Origin of the sequence: Clostridium sp. KLE 1755 (genome assembly GCF_000466465.2) — a bacterium.
GTDB classification, from domain to species: Bacteria; Bacillota; Clostridia; order Lachnospirales; family Lachnospiraceae; genus Eisenbergiella; species Eisenbergiella porci.
The window spans coordinates 11912-29074 of record NZ_KE992709.1 but is presented as its reverse complement, the minus strand read 5'-3'; the positions used below and the strand labels follow the sequence as shown (position 1 = coordinate 29074).

The 17163-nt window shown below is 49.6% G+C and carries 15 protein-coding genes; 13 read left to right on the top strand and 2 right to left on the bottom strand.

The window, feature by feature from the left end; all coding sequences use genetic code 11:
- The first annotated feature begins 6 nt into the window (after window positions 1–6).
- The 13 genes from rimO (at window position 7) to HMPREF1548_RS13055 (ending at window position 14292) form a co-directional block, all read left to right on the top strand.
- On the top strand, window positions 7–1344 hold the full coding sequence (gene rimO, locus HMPREF1548_RS13115) for a 30S ribosomal protein S12 methylthiotransferase RimO (RefSeq protein ID WP_021636676.1): 1338 nt from the start codon (window positions 7–9) through the stop codon (window positions 1342–1344).
- The gene (gene pgsA / locus HMPREF1548_RS13110) at window positions 1328–1861 is read left to right on the top strand and encodes a CDP-diacylglycerol--glycerol-3-phosphate 3-phosphatidyltransferase (protein WP_021636675.1); all 534 of its coding nucleotides are present in this window, start codon (window positions 1328–1330) and stop codon (window positions 1859–1861) included. Before rimO ends, pgsA begins: the two co-directional genes overlap by 17 nt.
- Window positions 1862–1877: 16 nt before the next feature.
- Complete coding sequence (locus HMPREF1548_RS13105; RefSeq protein ID WP_021636674.1) at window positions 1878–3155, top strand: competence/damage-inducible protein A; 1278 nt, start codon at window positions 1878–1880, stop codon at window positions 3153–3155.
- A gap of 80 nt (window positions 3156–3235) precedes the next feature.
- Window positions 3236–4702, top strand: a complete 1467-nt coding sequence (locus HMPREF1548_RS13100) for a zinc ribbon domain-containing protein (RefSeq protein ID WP_021636673.1) — start codon at window positions 3236–3238, stop codon at window positions 4700–4702.
- 515 nt (window positions 4703–5217) lie between these two features.
- Window positions 5218–6351 (top strand): recombinase RecA, encoded by a 1134-nt coding sequence (recA, locus tag HMPREF1548_RS13095; RefSeq protein ID WP_021636669.1) that lies wholly within the window; start codon window positions 5218–5220, stop codon window positions 6349–6351.
- Complete coding sequence (locus tag HMPREF1548_RS13090) at window positions 6348–6986, top strand: regulatory protein RecX (RefSeq protein ID WP_021636668.1); 639 nt, start codon at window positions 6348–6350, stop codon at window positions 6984–6986. The genes recA and HMPREF1548_RS13090 overlap by 4 nt, the downstream gene beginning before the upstream one ends.
- Window positions 6987–7165: 179 nt before the next feature.
- Window positions 7166–8713, top strand: a complete 1548-nt coding sequence (gene rny, locus HMPREF1548_RS13085) for a ribonuclease Y (protein WP_021636667.1) — start codon at window positions 7166–7168, stop codon at window positions 8711–8713.
- A gap of 66 nt (window positions 8714–8779) precedes the next feature.
- Complete coding sequence (locus HMPREF1548_RS13080; RefSeq protein WP_021636666.1) at window positions 8780–9322, top strand: NUDIX domain-containing protein; 543 nt, start codon at window positions 8780–8782, stop codon at window positions 9320–9322.
- A gap of 122 nt (window positions 9323–9444) precedes the next feature.
- A complete protein-coding gene (locus tag HMPREF1548_RS13075; RefSeq protein ID WP_162162500.1) occupies window positions 9445–10044 on the top strand; it encodes a stage II sporulation protein M in 600 nt (199 codons plus the stop codon).
- Between the two features lie 187 nt (window positions 10045–10231).
- Window positions 10232–11116: a site-specific tyrosine recombinase XerD gene (xerD, locus tag HMPREF1548_RS13070; protein ID WP_021636664.1), complete on the top strand. Its 885-nt coding sequence runs from the start codon at window positions 10232–10234 to the stop codon at window positions 11114–11116.
- A gap of 241 nt (window positions 11117–11357) precedes the next feature.
- Window positions 11358–12944: a DUF1538 domain-containing protein gene (locus HMPREF1548_RS13065; protein ID WP_021636663.1), complete on the top strand. Its 1587-nt coding sequence runs from the start codon at window positions 11358–11360 to the stop codon at window positions 12942–12944.
- 11 nt (window positions 12945–12955) lie between these two features.
- On the top strand, window positions 12956–13642 hold the full coding sequence (locus HMPREF1548_RS13060) for a P-II family nitrogen regulator (protein WP_021636662.1): 687 nt from the start codon (window positions 12956–12958) through the stop codon (window positions 13640–13642).
- Between the two features lie 248 nt (window positions 13643–13890).
- Window positions 13891–14292: a hypothetical protein gene (locus tag HMPREF1548_RS13055; protein ID WP_021636660.1), complete on the top strand. Its 402-nt coding sequence runs from the start codon at window positions 13891–13893 to the stop codon at window positions 14290–14292.
- A gap of 66 nt (window positions 14293–14358) precedes the next feature.
- Here HMPREF1548_RS13055 and HMPREF1548_RS13050 read toward each other — a convergent pair whose 3' ends face one another.
- On the bottom strand, window positions 14359–15387 hold the full coding sequence (locus HMPREF1548_RS13050; protein WP_021636659.1) for a 3-deoxy-7-phosphoheptulonate synthase: 1029 nt from the start codon (window positions 15385–15387) through the stop codon (window positions 14359–14361).
- 340 nt (window positions 15388–15727) lie between these two features.
- Window positions 15728–17107 carry a putative polysaccharide biosynthesis protein gene (locus HMPREF1548_RS13040; protein ID WP_021636657.1) on the bottom strand — a complete coding sequence of 460 codons (1380 nt, stop codon included), beginning with the start codon at window positions 17105–17107 and terminating at the stop codon, window positions 15728–15730.
- Between the last annotated feature and the right edge of the window lie 56 nt (window positions 17108–17163).

The following is a 17163-nucleotide window of genomic DNA, read 5'->3' as shown; positions in this document are numbered from 1 at the left end:
GAAAGCATGAAAATACTATTTATTTCCCTGGGCTGTGATAAAAATCTTGTGGATACCGAGATGATGCTTGGGATGCTGGCCGAAAAGGGGCATACCTTTACGGATGACGAGGCGGAAGCGGAGGCTGCGGTAATCAACACCTGCTGCTTTATCGGCGATGCCAAGGAAGAAAGCATAAATACCATTCTGGAAATGGCCGAATTAAAAAAGAGCGGACAGCTGAAGGCGCTTATCGTGGCCGGCTGCCTGGCGCAGCGTTATAAGGAAGAAATCCAGACGGAAATCCCGGAGGTGGATGAAATCCTGGGGACCATGGCTATTGATGCGGTGACAGCCGCCATTGATGAGGTTTCGGCAGGAGAGAAGCACAACCATATTACGGACCCGGACGCGGCGCTGGTTTACGGCAAGCACCGCAGCGTCACTACAGGCGGCCATTTTGCCTATCTGAAAATTGCGGAGGGCTGCGACAAACGCTGCACCTACTGCATTATCCCAAAGGTGCGGGGCAATTACCGCAGCGTCCCCATGGAAGTGCTGGAAAAGGAAGCGCGGGAACTGGCTGAGGGCGGCGTTAAGGAGCTGATTCTTGTGGCCCAGGAAACCACGGTTTATGGGAAGGACATTTACGGCGAAAAGAAGCTGCCGCAGCTGCTTCACAGGCTCTGCGCCATCCCCGGTATCTACTGGATAAGGATTTTGTACTGCTATCCGGAGGAAATTACGGATGAATTAATAGAAACGATAAAAACAGAACCGAAAATCTGTCATTATCTGGATATGCCAATCCAGCATGCTTCAGACAGGATATTGAAGCAGATGGGCAGGCGGACCGATCAGGCCGAGCTGCGGGAGCGGATCGGCAGGCTGCGGGAGGAAATTCCGGATATCTGTCTGCGTACCACGCTTATCAGCGGATTCCCCGGAGAGACGCAGGAGGATCATATAGAGCTGTATAATTTCGTGGATGAGCTGGAATTTGACCGGCTGGGGGTATTTACCTATTCCCAGGAGGAAGGGACGCCGGCGGCGCGGATGGAGAATCAGGTCCCCCAGGAAGTGAAGGAGGACAGACAGGCCGAGCTGATGGAGCTGCAGCAGGAAATCGCCTTTGAGAAGGCGGAGAACATGAAGGGAAAAACGCTTATTGCCATGATAGAAGGCAGGGTGGACGGGGAGAATGCCTATGTGGCAAGAACCTATAAGGACGCCCCTAATGTGGACGGACTGCTGTTTGTCAATACCTCAAGAGAACTGTTGACGGGTGATTTCGTAAAAGTGCGGATTACCGGATCTTATGAATATGATTTGATAGGAGAGCTGGAAGATGAATTTACCGAATAAGCTTACGATACTGAGAATGATAATGATCATACCCTTTGTGGTATTCATGCTGGTTCCCATCGGCGGTGCCGGGAAGTGGATTGCGCTGGCCCTGTTTGTCATCGCCAGCCTGACGGACCTGCTGGACGGCAAAATTGCCAGAAAATATAACCTGGTAACCACCTTTGGAAAATTCATGGATCCCCTGGCGGATAAGCTTCTTGTATGTTCTGCCTTGATCTGCCTTGTGGAAATGGGAAAAATCCCGGCCTGGATTGTAATTATTATAGTCAGCAGGGAATTTATCATCAGCGGCTTCCGTCTGGTGGCATCCGATAAAGGCGTGGTGATTGCGGCAGGCTACTGGGGAAAATTCAAAACCACCTTCCAGATGGTGATGATTGTGCTCATGATAGCGGATATTCCGGTGCTTTCCCTGGTTACGACGATTGTAATGTGGGCGGCTCTGATTCTTACGGTAGTGTCCCTTGTAGATTATCTTGTGAAAAACAAGGATTGTCTGAAGGACCAGAAATAGAGAAAAGAGGTTCGGTATGGTAGTTGAATTAATTTCGGTAGGAACTGAGCTTCTGCTGGGGAACATAGTCAACACCAACGCAGCATACCTGGCGGAGAAATGTGCGGGGCTGGGATTGTCCTGCTATTATCAGACAGTGGTGGGCGACAATAGCGGAAGGCTTGCGGGGACAATACGGACGGCGCTGGAACGGTCGGATCTTGTGATTCTGACGGGAGGCCTTGGGCCGACCCAGGATGATCTGACAAAGGAAACCGCCGCCGGCGTATGGAACAGGCAGCTTGCCATGGATCCTCATTCCCTGGAAAGAATCGAAACTTATTTCCGGGAACGCGGTTTGGAAATGACGGAAAATAACAAGAAGCAGGCGCTTGTTCCCGAAGGAGCCATTGTTGTAGACAATGACAACGGCACTGCTCCGGGTATTATCATGGAAAAGGAAGGAAAACGGATGATTCTGCTTCCCGGTCCTCCCAATGAATTGAAGCCGATGTTTGAAAACAGCATCGCGCCTTTTCTGACGGGCCTGGAGAACCCTGATGCGCCGGGGATTATTTTTTCCAAAACCGTAAAAATATGCGGTATGGGCGAAAGCAAGGTGGAAAGCCAGATTACAGATTTGGAGGCCCTTGCCAATCCCACGGTGGCTCCCTATGCCAAGACCGGAGAGGTGCATCTGCGTGTTACCGCCCGAGCTGAGGATGAAAAGGAAGCGAAGAAGCTGGTAAAGCCGGTGGTGAAGGAACTGAAATCCCGGTTCGGCAGCGCCGTGTATACCACGGAAGAGGATGTGACGCTGGAAAAGGCGGTGGTTGACCTGCTTTTGGCCAACGAGCTGACCGTATCAACCATTGAGTCCTGCACGGGAGGCATGCTTGCCGCCCGCCTGATTAACATACCTGGGGTTTCCGAGGTCTTCAAGACAGGTTATATTACTTATTCCAATAAGGCAAAAAGAAAAATTGCCGGCGTAAAAAAAGGCACGCTGGATAAATTCGGCGCGGTAAGCCCGCAGACGGCCAAGGAAATGGCGAGAGGAACTGCGCTTCTGACGAAAGCGGACGTTACCTTTTCCATTACGGGAATTGCGGGACCTGACGGCGGCACTGCTGAGAAGCCTGTGGGACTTATTTATATGGGTTGCTATGTGTGCGGCACCACGCATGTAAAGGAATTCCATTTCAGCGGAAACCGGGCAAAGATAAGGGAAACAGCGGTTTCGGCCGCATTAACGATGATGCGTCAGTGTATACTGGAATATTACAGTCAGAAGACTTTCGGGAAAAAAGTATGATTCCGGCCTTGCGGGGAAGAGGGGAAAGAAGAAAAAAGCTTTTGGCACATAAAACCGGCCTGAGCAATGGAGGATAATGTATGTACGAGGATGAAGAATATGGATTTTGTCCGGAATGCGGGGCGCTGATGAAAAACGGTGTCTGTATAAGCTGCGGATATGACCGGAATAAAAAGGATGCAAAAGCAGAAGGAGCAGCGGAGACGGAAGCTCCTGATGGGAATGCCGTTGAACAGGCTGCGGTCCCTCCCTGTGAGACGGGCGGTGAAGCTTCGGTACCTCCTTATGGATACGCTGCCGGGCAGGCGCCGGTGCCCCCTTATGGAAATGCCGGTTCACAGGCTCCTGTGCCTCCCTGTGGAAATGAAAATATTCCGGCCGGCGGCCAGGGAATGCCTCCCTGCGGCGCGCAGAATATTCCGCCCTATGGAAATGTGCCAGGAGGCCAGGCAGGCCCGGGTGCGCCCGGCGCCGCGCAGGGCGGGCAGAATAATACCCGGTATGGCTCTTCGCAGCAGTATGGACCGCAGCAGAGCGGGTACTATGGACAAATCCCTCCGGGAGGAGTGCCTCCATATGGCCGGCAGCCTTATGGAGCCTATCCCAATATGCCCCCTCAGAAGCGTAACAACAGCAGAACCGTGGCGGCGGTTATTGTAGCGGTAATCGCGGTGCTTCTCTGCATCGTCATGGTCCTTATTTTTATTATTGTCAAGGGTGCGGTCAGGGAAGCCAGCAGCGGTATTTCTAATTCCAAGAATTACGGAGGGGCAGTTCCTGAGGAAACGATACCCTTTGGTTATGACAGCGGCGATGACAGCCAGCTTCCTGATTTCAGCGGCGGTGGAACCTATGAACCGGAAACAGAGGAAGGGGATTATGTTCCCAGCCCGGAGGATGACTACTATGTAACAATTGCCAATTCCATCCGTGACGACCTCAGTTATACGGTGGAATGGGAAGATTACAGCTATGTGGATGACGAGACAGGCGCTACGGCAACCGGAAAATACCCGCAGCTGAAGGGTGGGAATATTCCCCATCTGGACGAGCTGAACCAGGAGATTGAATACGAGGCCACTTATTACAGCAAGCTTTACAACTACTATAAGGATGCCCAGGGTGAAGATGAGCAACTCTCCTACGCAACCTCCAGCATTGGTTATGTAACCTATATGGATGAGGAAAAAATCAGCATAGTCCTTCAGGAGAAATATGCAATGAACCAGGAATCCTACATTTCGCTTTACTGCATTAATATCGATCTGGTAAGCGGCGAACTTTTGGACAACGGGGAAATGATAGAGTATAACGAGCAGCTGGCCAAAGAATTCAGGGATCAGGATGCTTACCAGAACGGAACGGCCGAGGCTGTGGATCGGATGGATGACGAACAGCTTCAGGATTTCCTTTCGGATTCGGATACCAATATTATTTTCTATACCCCTGTAGGCCTGGAAATCGGGTTTAATTATACCACCAGCACGAGCAGCGGCTGGGTTACAGCCACTATTAAAGATTATGGACGTTATATGAAGAAAATTTAGGGAGGGCATGGATTGTTGCCCCAATACTACGGCATGTGCGGCAGTTCAGATAAACTGAACTGTTGCGGACATCCGGCCATTTGATTTGCCTCACAACAGGCCGGATGCCTGCTGCCGCTATATATTTGTACAGTATGCGCAGCTAAATTCGCAGACCCGTCTGAACAGTATCCCGGCATGTTCCTTTTTTATGGAAGCATGCTTTTTTTAGTGGCATTTGGATGAAGTTTATGTTACAATCAAAAAAGCATATCTTTGCTGGAGGCGTTCCAAACCGGTGCACCTTTGTCTGAAGGAATTCAGCCATGTCCATTCCATCTATAGAGCGGACATCTAATCGGGCATTTCGCCAATCGTTTCAATGCAATAAAAAATAAAGGAGGGATGCCTGTTGAGGGAGTTTTATCGGACACCTGATATTGTATATTATATTTAAAGTTGGGAATTGACAAATACGAACAGATGTTTTATTATAGAAAAAGAGAACATCCGTTCTGGATAAGAAGGAGAACATAATGGAAAAAGAAGACAAACTCAAAGCGCTTGACGCCGCACTGGCACAGATTGAAAAGCAGTTTGGAAAGGGAGCAGTCATGAAGCTGGGGGATCCGGCTACGCAGATGAATGTGGAGACGATTCCCACAGGCTCATTAAGCCTTGATATTGCACTTGGCCTGGGCGGAATACCCAAGGGAAGAATTGTTGAAATATATGGACCGGAATCCAGTGGTAAGACCACCGTCACCCTGCATATGATCGCTGAGGTTCAGCGCAGGGGCGGCATTGCAGGCTTTATAGATGCGGAGCATGCGCTGGACCCTGCCTATGCGAAGAATATTGGTGTGGATATTGATAACCTGTATATTTCCCAGCCTGATAACGGAGAACAGGCTCTGGAGATTACAGAGACCATGGTGCGTTCAGGCGCCATCGATATCGTTGTTGTTGACTCCGTTGCGGCTCTTGTTCCCAAGGCCGAAATAGACGGCGATATGGGGGACAGCCACGTGGGCCTGCAGGCCCGTCTGATGTCCCAGGCGCTGCGTAAGCTTACTGCAGTAATCAGCAAGTCCAACTGTACAGTTATCTTCATCAACCAGCTGCGTGAGAAGGTGGGCGTCATGTTCGGCAATCCGGAGACCACTACCGGCGGCCGTGCCCTGAAGTTCTACTCTACCATCCGTCTGGACGTAAGAAGGATTGAATCCCTGAAGCAGGCAGGGGAAGTGGTAGGAAACCGTACCCGTGTCAAGGTGGTAAAGAATAAAATAGCGCCGCCCTTCAAGGAAGCGGAATTTGACATCATGTTCGGAGAGGGCATTTCCAAAGTCGGGGATATTCTGGATCTGGCAGCGGATATTAATATTGTCAATAAGAGCGGCGCATGGTTTGCCTACGAAGGAAACAAGATCGGACAGGGAAGGGAGAATGCGAAGAACTTCCTGAAAGAAAATACGAAGATCTGCGATGAAATCGAGAAGAAAGTACGCGCATACTATAAGCTGGACGAGAAGAAAGAAGCCGATGCTTCAGACAGGAAGGAAGAACCTGTGAAGGAAGCTGCCGGAGCCAAAGCTGCAAAGGACAGCAGGGAAGTGAAGGCGGCCGCCGGCGCTGCGGTTAAAGCCGTGCAGGCAGAACAGAAATGATTGTTACCAGGACAGAACCAATAAATAAAACGAAATATGCAGTCAGCATCGATGGAGAATTCGCCTTTGTATTATACAAAGGCGAACTTCATAAATACGGTATTGCACAGGATAGAGAACTGCCCCCTCATGTCTATGAGGAGATTATGGAGAACGTACTCCCCAAGCGGGCGAAGCTGCGCTGCATGAACCTGCTGAAGTCCAGGGAATATACAAGACAGCAGATGGAAGAGAAGCTGCGGCAGGGAAAGTATCCTCCTCCGGTCATTGAAGAGGCTATTGCTTATGTGGAATCCTTTGGGTACATAAATGATGAGGCTTATGCAAGAAGATATGTGGAAACCTACATGGAAACGAAAAGCCGCAGGCGGATGGAGGACGATCTGAGACGCAAAGGCGTTGACAGAAGCTGTATTGAGGAGGCGTTTTGCACCGTTCAGGAAGCGGATGGCCTTCAGAATGAGGAAGCTATGATTAAAGAGCTCCTCAGAAAGAAGCATTTTGATGCGAAACAGGCGGATTTAAAAGAAAAAAGACGGATTCAGGCTTTCCTGTACAGAAAGGGTTTCTCGCCGGATAAGATAAGAAAAGCCATGAATTGCGATGATTTGGAAGAAGGGGACTCCTGGGAATAACAGGTTATCTTGTGCAAAAGTTATGAAATTTGGTCAAAATATGCTTTTCTACTTGACATAATACCTGTTATTTATTAAAATTGAAGTGTTGTAAAATCGCTTATAAGAATGTTTGGCGTACATACATTCTATAACAGATATTCGCACAATGAAAATTTAATAAGGAGGTGCTCCTGTCTATGCTTAGTTATGTAATAGCAGTAGCGGTCACTCTGTTGATTTCTATCCCGGTTACATTTGTAGTAACCTCTGCATATAGGAAGAAAGAAACTGAGACCAAAATCGGCAACGCCGAAGACAAGGCAAGAGAAATTATTGATGATGCGGTGAAAGCTGCTGAAACCAAAAAGCGTGAGGGACTGCTGGAAGTGAAGGAGGAATCCATTCGTGCAAAGAACGAATTGGATAAGGAGATCAAGGAACGCAGAGCCGAGGTGCAGCGCTTTGAAAGAAGAGTGCAGCAGAAGGAAGAGAACGTGGACAAGAAGTCGGATGCCATTGAAAAGAAGGAATCCGTACTGGCAGCCAGGGAAGAGGAATTAGCAAAGCAGAAAGCAGAGATCGCGAAGCTGAACGAGCAGAGAGTACAGGAACTGGAACGAATCTCAGGATTAACCTCCGAACAGGCAAAAGATTACTTATTGAAAATTGTTGAAGATGAAGTAAAACATGAATCGGCCGTGATGATCAAGGATATGGAAAGCAGGGCCAAAGAGGAAGCAGACAAGAAAGCCAGGGAATATGTGGTAACCGCCATTCAGAGATGTGCGGCAGACCATGTGGCTGAAGCTACGATTTCCGTGGTACAGCTTCCGAATGACGAGATGAAGGGGAGAATTATCGGGCGTGAGGGAAGAAATATCAGAACCCTTGAAACGCTGACCGGTGTGGATCTGATTATAGACGATACACCTGAAGCAGTAATTTTATCTTCTTTTGACCCTATCAGAAGGGAAGTAGCAAGAATTGCGCTGGAGAAGCTGATTGTTGACGGACGTATCCATCCGGCAAGAATCGAAGAAATGGTGGAAAAGGCGCAGAAGGAAGTCGAAGTAATGATTAAAGAGGAAGGAGAAGCCGCGGTACTTGAAGTTGGGGTACACGGTGTTCATCCGGAACTCGTAAAGTTACTGGGCAAGTTAAAGTTCAGGACAAGTTATGGACAGAACGCTTTAAAGCATTCAATAGAGGTGGCTCAGCTGTCAGGGCTTCTGGCATCAGAGCTTGGTTTAGATGTGAGAATGGCCAAACGTGCCGGCCTGCTGCATGATATCGGCAAGGCAGTGGATCACGAGATGGAAGGTTCCCATATTCAGCTTGGCGTGGAACTTTGTAAAAAGTATAAGGAATCCGCTACGGTTATTAATGCGGTGGAGTCCCATCATGGTGATGTGGAGCCCACTACGCTGATTGCGTGCATTATTCAGGCTGCAGACACAATTTCCGCAGCAAGGCCGGGCGCGAGAAGAGAGACTCTGGAGACTTATACCAGCAGATTAACACAGTTAGAAGACATTGCAAACAATTTCAAAGGTGTAGACAAATCTTTTGCTATTCAGGCAGGTAGAGAGATTCGGGTAATGGTAGTTCCTGAACAGGTGTCAGATGCGGACATGATTCTGATGGCACGCGATATTTCCAAGGCGATTGAAGCCGAACTGGAATATCCGGGACAGATTAAAGTGAATGTTATCAGGGAGAGCCGTGTTTCTGATTATGCAAAATAGCGATTGCAAAAGCCTTGCAGGGTTTTCCCTGCAGGGCTTTTAAAAGTTTAAGATGGGAGAAATATTATGGCTGACGAATTCAAACGGTTGGACAGGGAACTGGTTTATAAGGGTTCCATTATTGATTTTTATAAGGATACGGTGCAGGTGCCCAATGGAAATATTGTAAAATGGGATTTTATCAAGCACCAGGGTGCGGCGGCAGTGGTGCCGGTTACCGCGGATGGAAAGCTGCTGATGGTAAGGCAGTACCGGAATGCATTGGACAGGTATACTCTGGAAATCCCGGCCGGAGGGCTGAACGGGCCGGAAGAGCCGACGATGGAGGCCGCTGCCAGGGAATTGGAGGAGGAAACGGGCTGCCATGCCGGAAAAATGGAGTGGCTGATTACCATAAGGACCACCGTGGCTTTCTGCAATGAAAAAATTGACATTTATGTGGCTACGGATTTGACACCGGGAAGCCAGCATCTGGATGAGGATGAATACATTAATGTGGAAGCTTACACAGTTGATGAACTCTGTGAGAAAATCCTGTCAGGGGAAATAGAAGATTCCAAGACGATTTCCGCGATTATGAGCTACAGGGCGAAATATTTATGTATATAAGAGCGAAAGTATTTTATCCCCGCGGCCTGGCCGGAGTATGAACCGGCAGGGTTAACCCCTTTGCATGCATGTGTGCGTTGACCGACGCATATATTAAAAAAAGCAGGCAAAGGGGTTTTTATATGGAAAAAGGTAGTTTGGCAGATGCAAAACTTAACGGGCGCATTCTTGTGCTCTTTACAGCCGGTTTTCTGGCAGGACTTGCTCTTATTTACATAGGGCAGGAAAGCCTGGTGGTAAATGCGGATTTCCTGGACAGCTTCAGTGTGGGAAGAATGGGGGTATTGGATATCGACAGCTCCATGCTTTTCTTTTACAGCATCAAGCAGAGGCTGGCGCCTGCGGTGCTTCTTGCGGTGCTGGCTGTGGCGGGTATTGGAGGTATGGCGGTAAGCCTGTATCTGGTCTGGACCGGATTTTGTGCAGGGACGATTCTGTCAGTGCTCTCTATCCGGTACGGCATCCGCGGGATTCTCCTTTTCTCAGGAGGAATTTTCCCACAGGTCCTGCTTCTGGCGCCGGCCTATCTGTTCCTTTTCCGGTGGTGCCAGGGTTTTCAGGATAGGGTATACAATGGCCGTTATGGGAGCGGCGCAGGAGGAAAACGGGGAGCGCTTCGTTTAGGCACTTTGCTTGTAATCCTGGGAATGCTGCTGGCAGGCTGTCTGGTGGAGAGCTATATCAATCCGATGATATTACAAAAAGTATTTTTCTTTTTCTGAAAACAGGAACAATATCTGGTACAAACATAATTCCGATTACCGATATCTTGTGCTTCAAGCAAATTGTTGTAAAAATCCCCGTAAAATCGGCAAAAATGCGCATTGCTTTTCTTCGAAAAACTGATTATAATGTGTTTTGAATCTTTTTTTGGTTTACATAAACAACGAAGCAGGAAGGCATTGGAGCATGGAAAAAGAGATACGGGAGTTTGTTATTTATCTTCATGATGTGAAGAAGACGTCGGAGAACACGGAGCTTTCCTATAAAAGAGATCTGCAGAAGCTTCAGAGCTTTTTGAAGGAGCAGGGGATTGAGGAGCCGGGCCGGATAACGGAGACTTCCCTGAATTCCTATATCCTTTTTCTTGAGAAGAACCAGTTCGCACCGGCTACCGTATCCCGGCATATAGCGGCTGTAAAGGCTTTTTTTCATTTTATGGTCAAAAAGGGCATGGTTTCGGAGGATGTGTCTGAGAATCTGAAGGCTCCCAGGATTGAGAAGAAAATGCCGGAAATTCTGACAATGGGAGAAGTGGTCCGGCTTCTGGAGCAGCCGGGCAGGAATACGCCCAAGGAGATTCGGGACAGAGCCATGCTGGAGCTGCTGTATGCCACCGGTATCCGGGTTTCCGAGCTGATTTCTCTGCAGATAACTGATTTGAATCTCAGGCTGGGCTATATAATATGCCGGGATTCGTCGAAGGAACGTGCCATACCTTTTGGGAACCAGGCGAAGGAGGCGCTGCTTCTTTATCTGAAGGAAGCCCGGGATATCCTGATAAAAGGGACGCAGACTGAGACTCTTTTTGTTAACTGCTCCGGTAAGCCCATGAGCCGTCAGGGTTTCTGGAAGCTGATCAAATATTATGCCGCTAAGGCCGGGATAGAAGCGGACATAACGCCGCATACGCTCCGGCATTCTTTTGCGGCCCATCTGGTGGAAAACGGGGCGGATCTGCACAGTGTGCAGGAAATGATGGGACATTCCGACATTTCTTCCACGCAGGTTTATGCCAACATAGGCGGTTCCCGCATCCGAAGCGTGTACCAGCAGGCGCATCCAAGAAAATGATCACAAGGGAATAAACATCGGGAAAATAAATACCTGGAAATAAACATTCAGGAAATAAACTATTAACGCGATACATCCTTTCTGCTGTATCGCGTTAAAAAAATGTTAAAAGTTGTAGAAGAGGGCAAATTTTTGCTATCCTGTTTTTCCCTGTTCATGCTATAATGAAAACAGATCATGACTGTAACGCTACCGGACAGTTATGGCAGTCCATTATTCTTTTATCGTGTAACCTCAAATCATGTTGGCGTCGGCGCCGATAACACAACAGAAAGGCAGCGTATATTTGAAGTTTTTTCGCACAAATCTCCAGGAAAAGTTAAAAGAAACAGGAAAAGCAGTGTTTCCTGTCATCGCAATTGTATTGATTTTATGTTTATCCATAGCCCCGGTTTCACCGGGAATCCTCATGGCATTTCTCATAGGGGCGGCGTTGCTTACCGCGGGAATGGTACTGTTTACTATGGGCGTGGATATGGCTATGACACCTATGGGGGAACGGGTGGGAACGTGCATGACACAGTCAAGAAAGCTGTGGGTTGCAGTGCCCATGAGTTTCATTCTGGGCTTCATCATCACGATATCCGAGCCGGATCTCCAGGTTCTGGCGGAACAGGTGCCATTCGTACCCAATCTGATTCTGATTCTGGCAGTGGCCTTTGGCGTGGGAATTTTTCTTGTGGTTGCCCTGCTGCGTATGCTGTTCAGCATGGCCCTTCCTCCGTTGCTTCTTTTTTTCTATGGAATCGTATTTTTACTCACTTTTTTTGTACCGAAGGATTTTCTGTCCGTGGCCTTTGATTCCGGCGGCGTTACCACCGGGCCTATGACGGTGCCTTTTATTATGGCAATGGGTATCGGTATTTCCGCCGTAAGAAATGACCGTCACGCTTCGGATGACAGCTTTGGGCTGGTTGCCCTGTGTTCCATCGGGCCGATTCTGGCGGTGCTCCTGCTGGGAATGATTTACCGCCCGGGAAGCGGGGATTATGTGCCTGTGGAGATACCGGAAATAGCGGATACGGTAGAGCTGTGGAAAGTTTTTCAGGCAGGCTTTCCGTCTTATTTGAAGGAGATGGCTGTTTCCCTTCTGCCGATTGTGGTTTTCTTTTTCCTCTTCCAGATGATTTTCAGGCTGGTTCCCGGAAAAAGCCTGGTTAAAATAAGCGTGGGGCTCATCTATACCTATGTGGGTCTTGTGCTGTTTCTTACGGGTGTGAATGTGGGCTTTATGCCTGCGGGAAATTATCTGGGCAGAGTGATTGCCGGACTTCCATACCGCTGGATTATTGTGCCTATCGGTATGCTGATTGGGTATTTTATTGTACTGGCAGAGCCTGCTGTATTTGTGCTGACCAAGCAGGTAGAGGAGATAACGGACGGAGCCATTTCGGCAAAGGCCATGAGCATGAGCCTTTCCATCGGTGTTTCCGTGTCTCTGGGGCTTGCCATGATACGGGTGCTGACCGGTATTTCGATTCTGTGGTTCCTTGTTCCGGGATATTTTATAGCGCTGGGCCTGTCCTTTTTCGTACCGAAAATATTTACGGCCATCGCTTTTGACTCCGGCGGAGTCGCCTCCGGGCCTATGACCGCCACCTTTCTGCTTCCCTTTGCCATGGGAGCCTGTTCGGCGGTGGGAGGAGATATTATTGCGGATGCGTTCGGTGTGGTCGCCATGGTTGCCATGACGCCGCTGATTACCATACAGATACTGGGCCTTGTTTTCCGGCTGCGCGCGGGCAAAGCGGAGATCGGGCAGGCAGGGATTGCCGCCGTTGCCGCAGATGCTGCTGGATGGGGTGATTATGACATTATTGACCTGTAGGAGAAACGTATATGAGTAAAGTGTATTTAATGGTTACGATTACAGGGCGGGGCCAGGGCGAGCAGTTCGCCGCGCTGAATCGGACGGAGAACCTTCCTGTTATGATGGTGGCTCTGGGCAAGGGGACGGCCGGTAATGAAATACTGGACTGCCTCGGACTGGAGGGAAGTGAAAAAATAGTGCTTTTTTCCATGGTGACAGGAGATGTGTGGAAGCGGGTAAAGAGAGGGATGGAGCACAAGCTGGGCATAGATGTTCCGGGAATGGGAATTTCCTTTCTCGTTCCCGTGAGCAGCATCGGAGGGAAAAAGGCGCTTCAGCTTATGCTGGCAGGACAGGAATTTGAAAAAGAGGAGGAGACATCATTGAAGGATACGGAATATGAACTGATTGTGGTGGTTTCCGATTTCGGGTATACGAATCTGGTGACAGATGCCGCCAGGGAAGCGGGGGCAGGCGGCGGAACCGTCATTCATGCCAAGGGAACCGGAATGGAGAGGGCGGAGAAGTTTCTCGGCGTTTCCCTGGCATCGGAAAAGGAAATGACTTTCATTGTAACCAGGACTGAAAAGAAAAAGGAAATCATGAAGGCCATTATGGAAAAAGCAGGGCTGGAAAGCAAGGCAAAATCAATCCTGTTTTCCCTGCCGGTGGTGGATACGGCAGGACTGAGAATTTCCGAAGACTGGGAAGGATAAAAAGATGAATCCAATGGAAATATGTGTTAAAATGGAAACAGAAAGGCATTATTTTCTTTATTCCCGCGAGCAACGAGCCAAGTAGCCATGCTTGCATGGATATTTGGCGACTGCCGCGAGGGTCAAATACCCCGCTGCTCTGCAGTGCTGCAAGTTTGTCCCGTTGCTTGCAGCGGGGTATTTGATTGCGGCAAAGCTGCTGATTGCGCCGGGTTTTAAAGCGAAGGAGCAGGAGAAGGAGGAAAAGCATGAATAGAAAAGTACTGGCGGCCATTTTCTCTGCAGCGGTCCTGGTCGTTATTGTGATGACGGTTATCCTGTATCATTTAAGCGGTTTTTCTTCCTTTGTGAGCATGGGCTGCACGGCGGAAGGGTATGAGCAGAAAGACGGGACAGGATATCTTACCATCGGGCTGGAGGGCAGCCCGGCCAGGGACAGCGCAGTAATCAGGGTATCGCAGGAAGCGCTGCAGAAAGAACTGTCAGAAGGGGAACTGTCAGATATCATCGGTGTAAATATGGTTCTGGAAATCCCCGCCCATGTGGCAAGGAAAAACAATATTGACAGGAATGCCGATGTATTCGGCCTGCTGTATGCGTCGGATGCTTATGATAAGTATCTGACCATAACTGCCGTATTCAGACGCTGAAATCCCGGAGAGACTGCCGTTTCTCCGGGATTTCCTGTTTTTTATTTCCTGTTTTTTGCTTCTATTCTATTCGTATTCGGCAATATCATAAATCAGTCTTTCGGAGTCCTCCCAGGACAGGCAGGGATCGGTGATGGATTTGCCATATACCCCGCCGCCGACCTTCTGGCAGCCCTCCTCGATGTAGCTTTCCACCATAACGCCTTTTACAAGAGAATGGATGTCTCTGTTCAGCTTGCGGCTGTGCATGACCTCCTTGACGATACGTATCTGCTGTTCATGCTTTTTGTCGGAATTGCTGTGGTTGGCATCAATGATGCAGGCGGGATTCTTCAGATCCCGTTCATTATAGAGGGTGAGAAGCGTATTCAGATCCTCATAATGGTAGTTGGGAATATTACGGCCGTGTTTGTTGGTGGCGCCACGCAGTACGGTATGCGCAAGCTCATTGCCTGTGGTGTTGACCTCCCAGCCCCGGTAGATGAAGGAATGGGGATGCTGCGCCGCATATACGGAATTGAGCATCACGGAGAAATCGCCGCTGGTAGGGTTTTTCATACCTGCGGGGACGTCAAAGCCGCTGACGGTAAGGCGGTGCTGCTGATCCTCCACGGAGCGCGCGCCGATAGCCACATAAGAGAGAATATCGGAAAGATAACGCCAGTTTTCAGGATAAAGCATTTCATCTGCAGCGGTAAGGCCGGATTCATCGATGGCGCGAATGTGCATTTTCCGCATGGCGATGAGTCCCTGCAGGAAGTCGGGCTTTTTCTCCGGATCAGGCTGGTGCACGATTCCCTTATAGCCTTCGCCGGTGGTGCGGGGTTTGTTGGTGTAAATCCGGGGAATCAGGATTAGCTTGTCCTTTACCTTTTCATTTACCTTTGCAAGTCTTGCTATGTAATCACAGACAGCGTCTTCATTGTCTGCGGAGCAGGGGCCGATAATCACAAGAAATTTATTGCTTTTTCCGGTAATGACATCCCTTATTTCCTGATCCCGTTCTTCCTTCAGCCTGACCAGCCTTTCCGGCATGGGATATTCTTTCCTGATTTCATCAGGGGTGGGTAATTTCCTTATAAATTCAAAACTCATGATACATAATCTCCTCTGTAAAAATAAAACCGTCCGCCGGCAGTTATTGCTCCGCCGTCAGAACGATATCACTGCCGGAAATGAAAACGCGTCGTCCGGATAAACGAAAACCATCCGGCCTTCGGGCAGCCTCCTTCACGGACAGGCAGTCTCCGCCGCAGGCGGTATCGGATGCAACTGTCCGCGTACATTATAATATAGAAAAACGTAATGTGCAAGTTTTCCGGGGAAGCTTTCAGGCAGGTCTGCGCAGATGTGTTACTGTTCACCCCCCGTTTGGGCTCCTGCCATCGCCGCCCTGTGGCCGCGCCTCTGTGTCCGCCAGCCGGCATCGGTCTGTTCAGCCCGGCAGCAGATATTTGCGCAGAGGGATCAGGCAGCAGAGCGTGGTGTAAAGCTGGCTTAGCAGCATACCGGCCAGATATCCCCTGATTCCATAGACAGGTATGGCCTGGAAAACAAAAAGCAGACGCAGCAGAATGCTGGTCAGGCTGAGGAAAAAGGAATAGCCGGTTTTGCCAAGGCCGTGGAGAATGCTGGTCAGGGTGGTGTTCAGGTACAGAAAAGGGCACATAAAGCTGAGGATCATAATAAAATGGCCGGCCATTTCACTGTTGTACAGCATCCTTCCCACCGTGGGGCCGAACGTCAGAAAACACACAAGGCAGATACAGCCCAGCAGAAGGCAGTATCCCAGGCATTTGCGGACGGCTTTGCGGATGACCTTCTGGTTATTTGTGGCATCGGCCTCGGATATGGCGGGCATGAGCAGTACGGAAACAGAGTTGGTCAGTGTGCCCGGGAAAAAAATAAGCGGCAGGGCCATTCCCGTCAATACGCCGTAAACACTCAGGGAATCACTGACTGAATGGCCGTAAACCTGCAGCTTTGCCGGAATACAGGCGGCTTCAATGGCCTGGAGGACATTCAGGCACAGCCGGTTGGCGCTTAATGGCGCAGCAAAACCAAGAATCTGACGGCTCAGCCTGCCGTAAGCCTGAACGAGCCGGGCCGGGCCGGAGCCTGTGGTTTTCCGGTGCAGCGTGCCGGAGGGCGGCCTTCCGCCGGGGTATGCTTTTTTTACAAAATGAAGGTATGCTGCGGGAAGGGCAAGAAGCATGGAGGAAAGCTCTCCAATGGCGAGACCGGCTGCGGCAACCGCGATGGTAGGCTCCTTTCCCTCCTTTATGCACATGGAAGCGATAAGGAAGACGCTTCCCACCCGGAAGAGCTGTTCGGTAAGCTGGGTTGCCGCAGGGACGCCGGTTTTCCTGACACCGTAAAAATAGCCGTTGATGCAGGAATGGACGGAGGCAAACGGGAAAGACAGCGCTGCAATACGCAGAAGCGGCGCGCATCTGGGTTCAAACAGCAGATAAGAAGCAATAAAATCTGAAAAATTATAAACGCCAATGAGGCAGCAGGTGGATAAAGTGAGCGAGAATGTAAATCCTACTAGCAAAATGCGCAAAGATGCTTTATAATCATGGGTAGCTGTTTCACCTGCCACGAACTTGGAAATGGCGTTCTGCAGCCCGGCCGCGGACAGGGAAAAAACGAGAGCCATGACCGGCCCGATCAGCTGATAAATCCCCATATTTTCTTCGCCGAACAGCCGGGAAAGAAAGATGCGGTAAAAGAAACCGATGAGACGGCTGGCAAGGCCTGTGACTGTAAGAATGATCGTTCCGGTGATCAGGGTGTTTTTCTTAATGCGCATACTGCTCCAATCTTTGCGCGGACAGTGACTGTAAACAGTGACCGCAATGGCTCTTT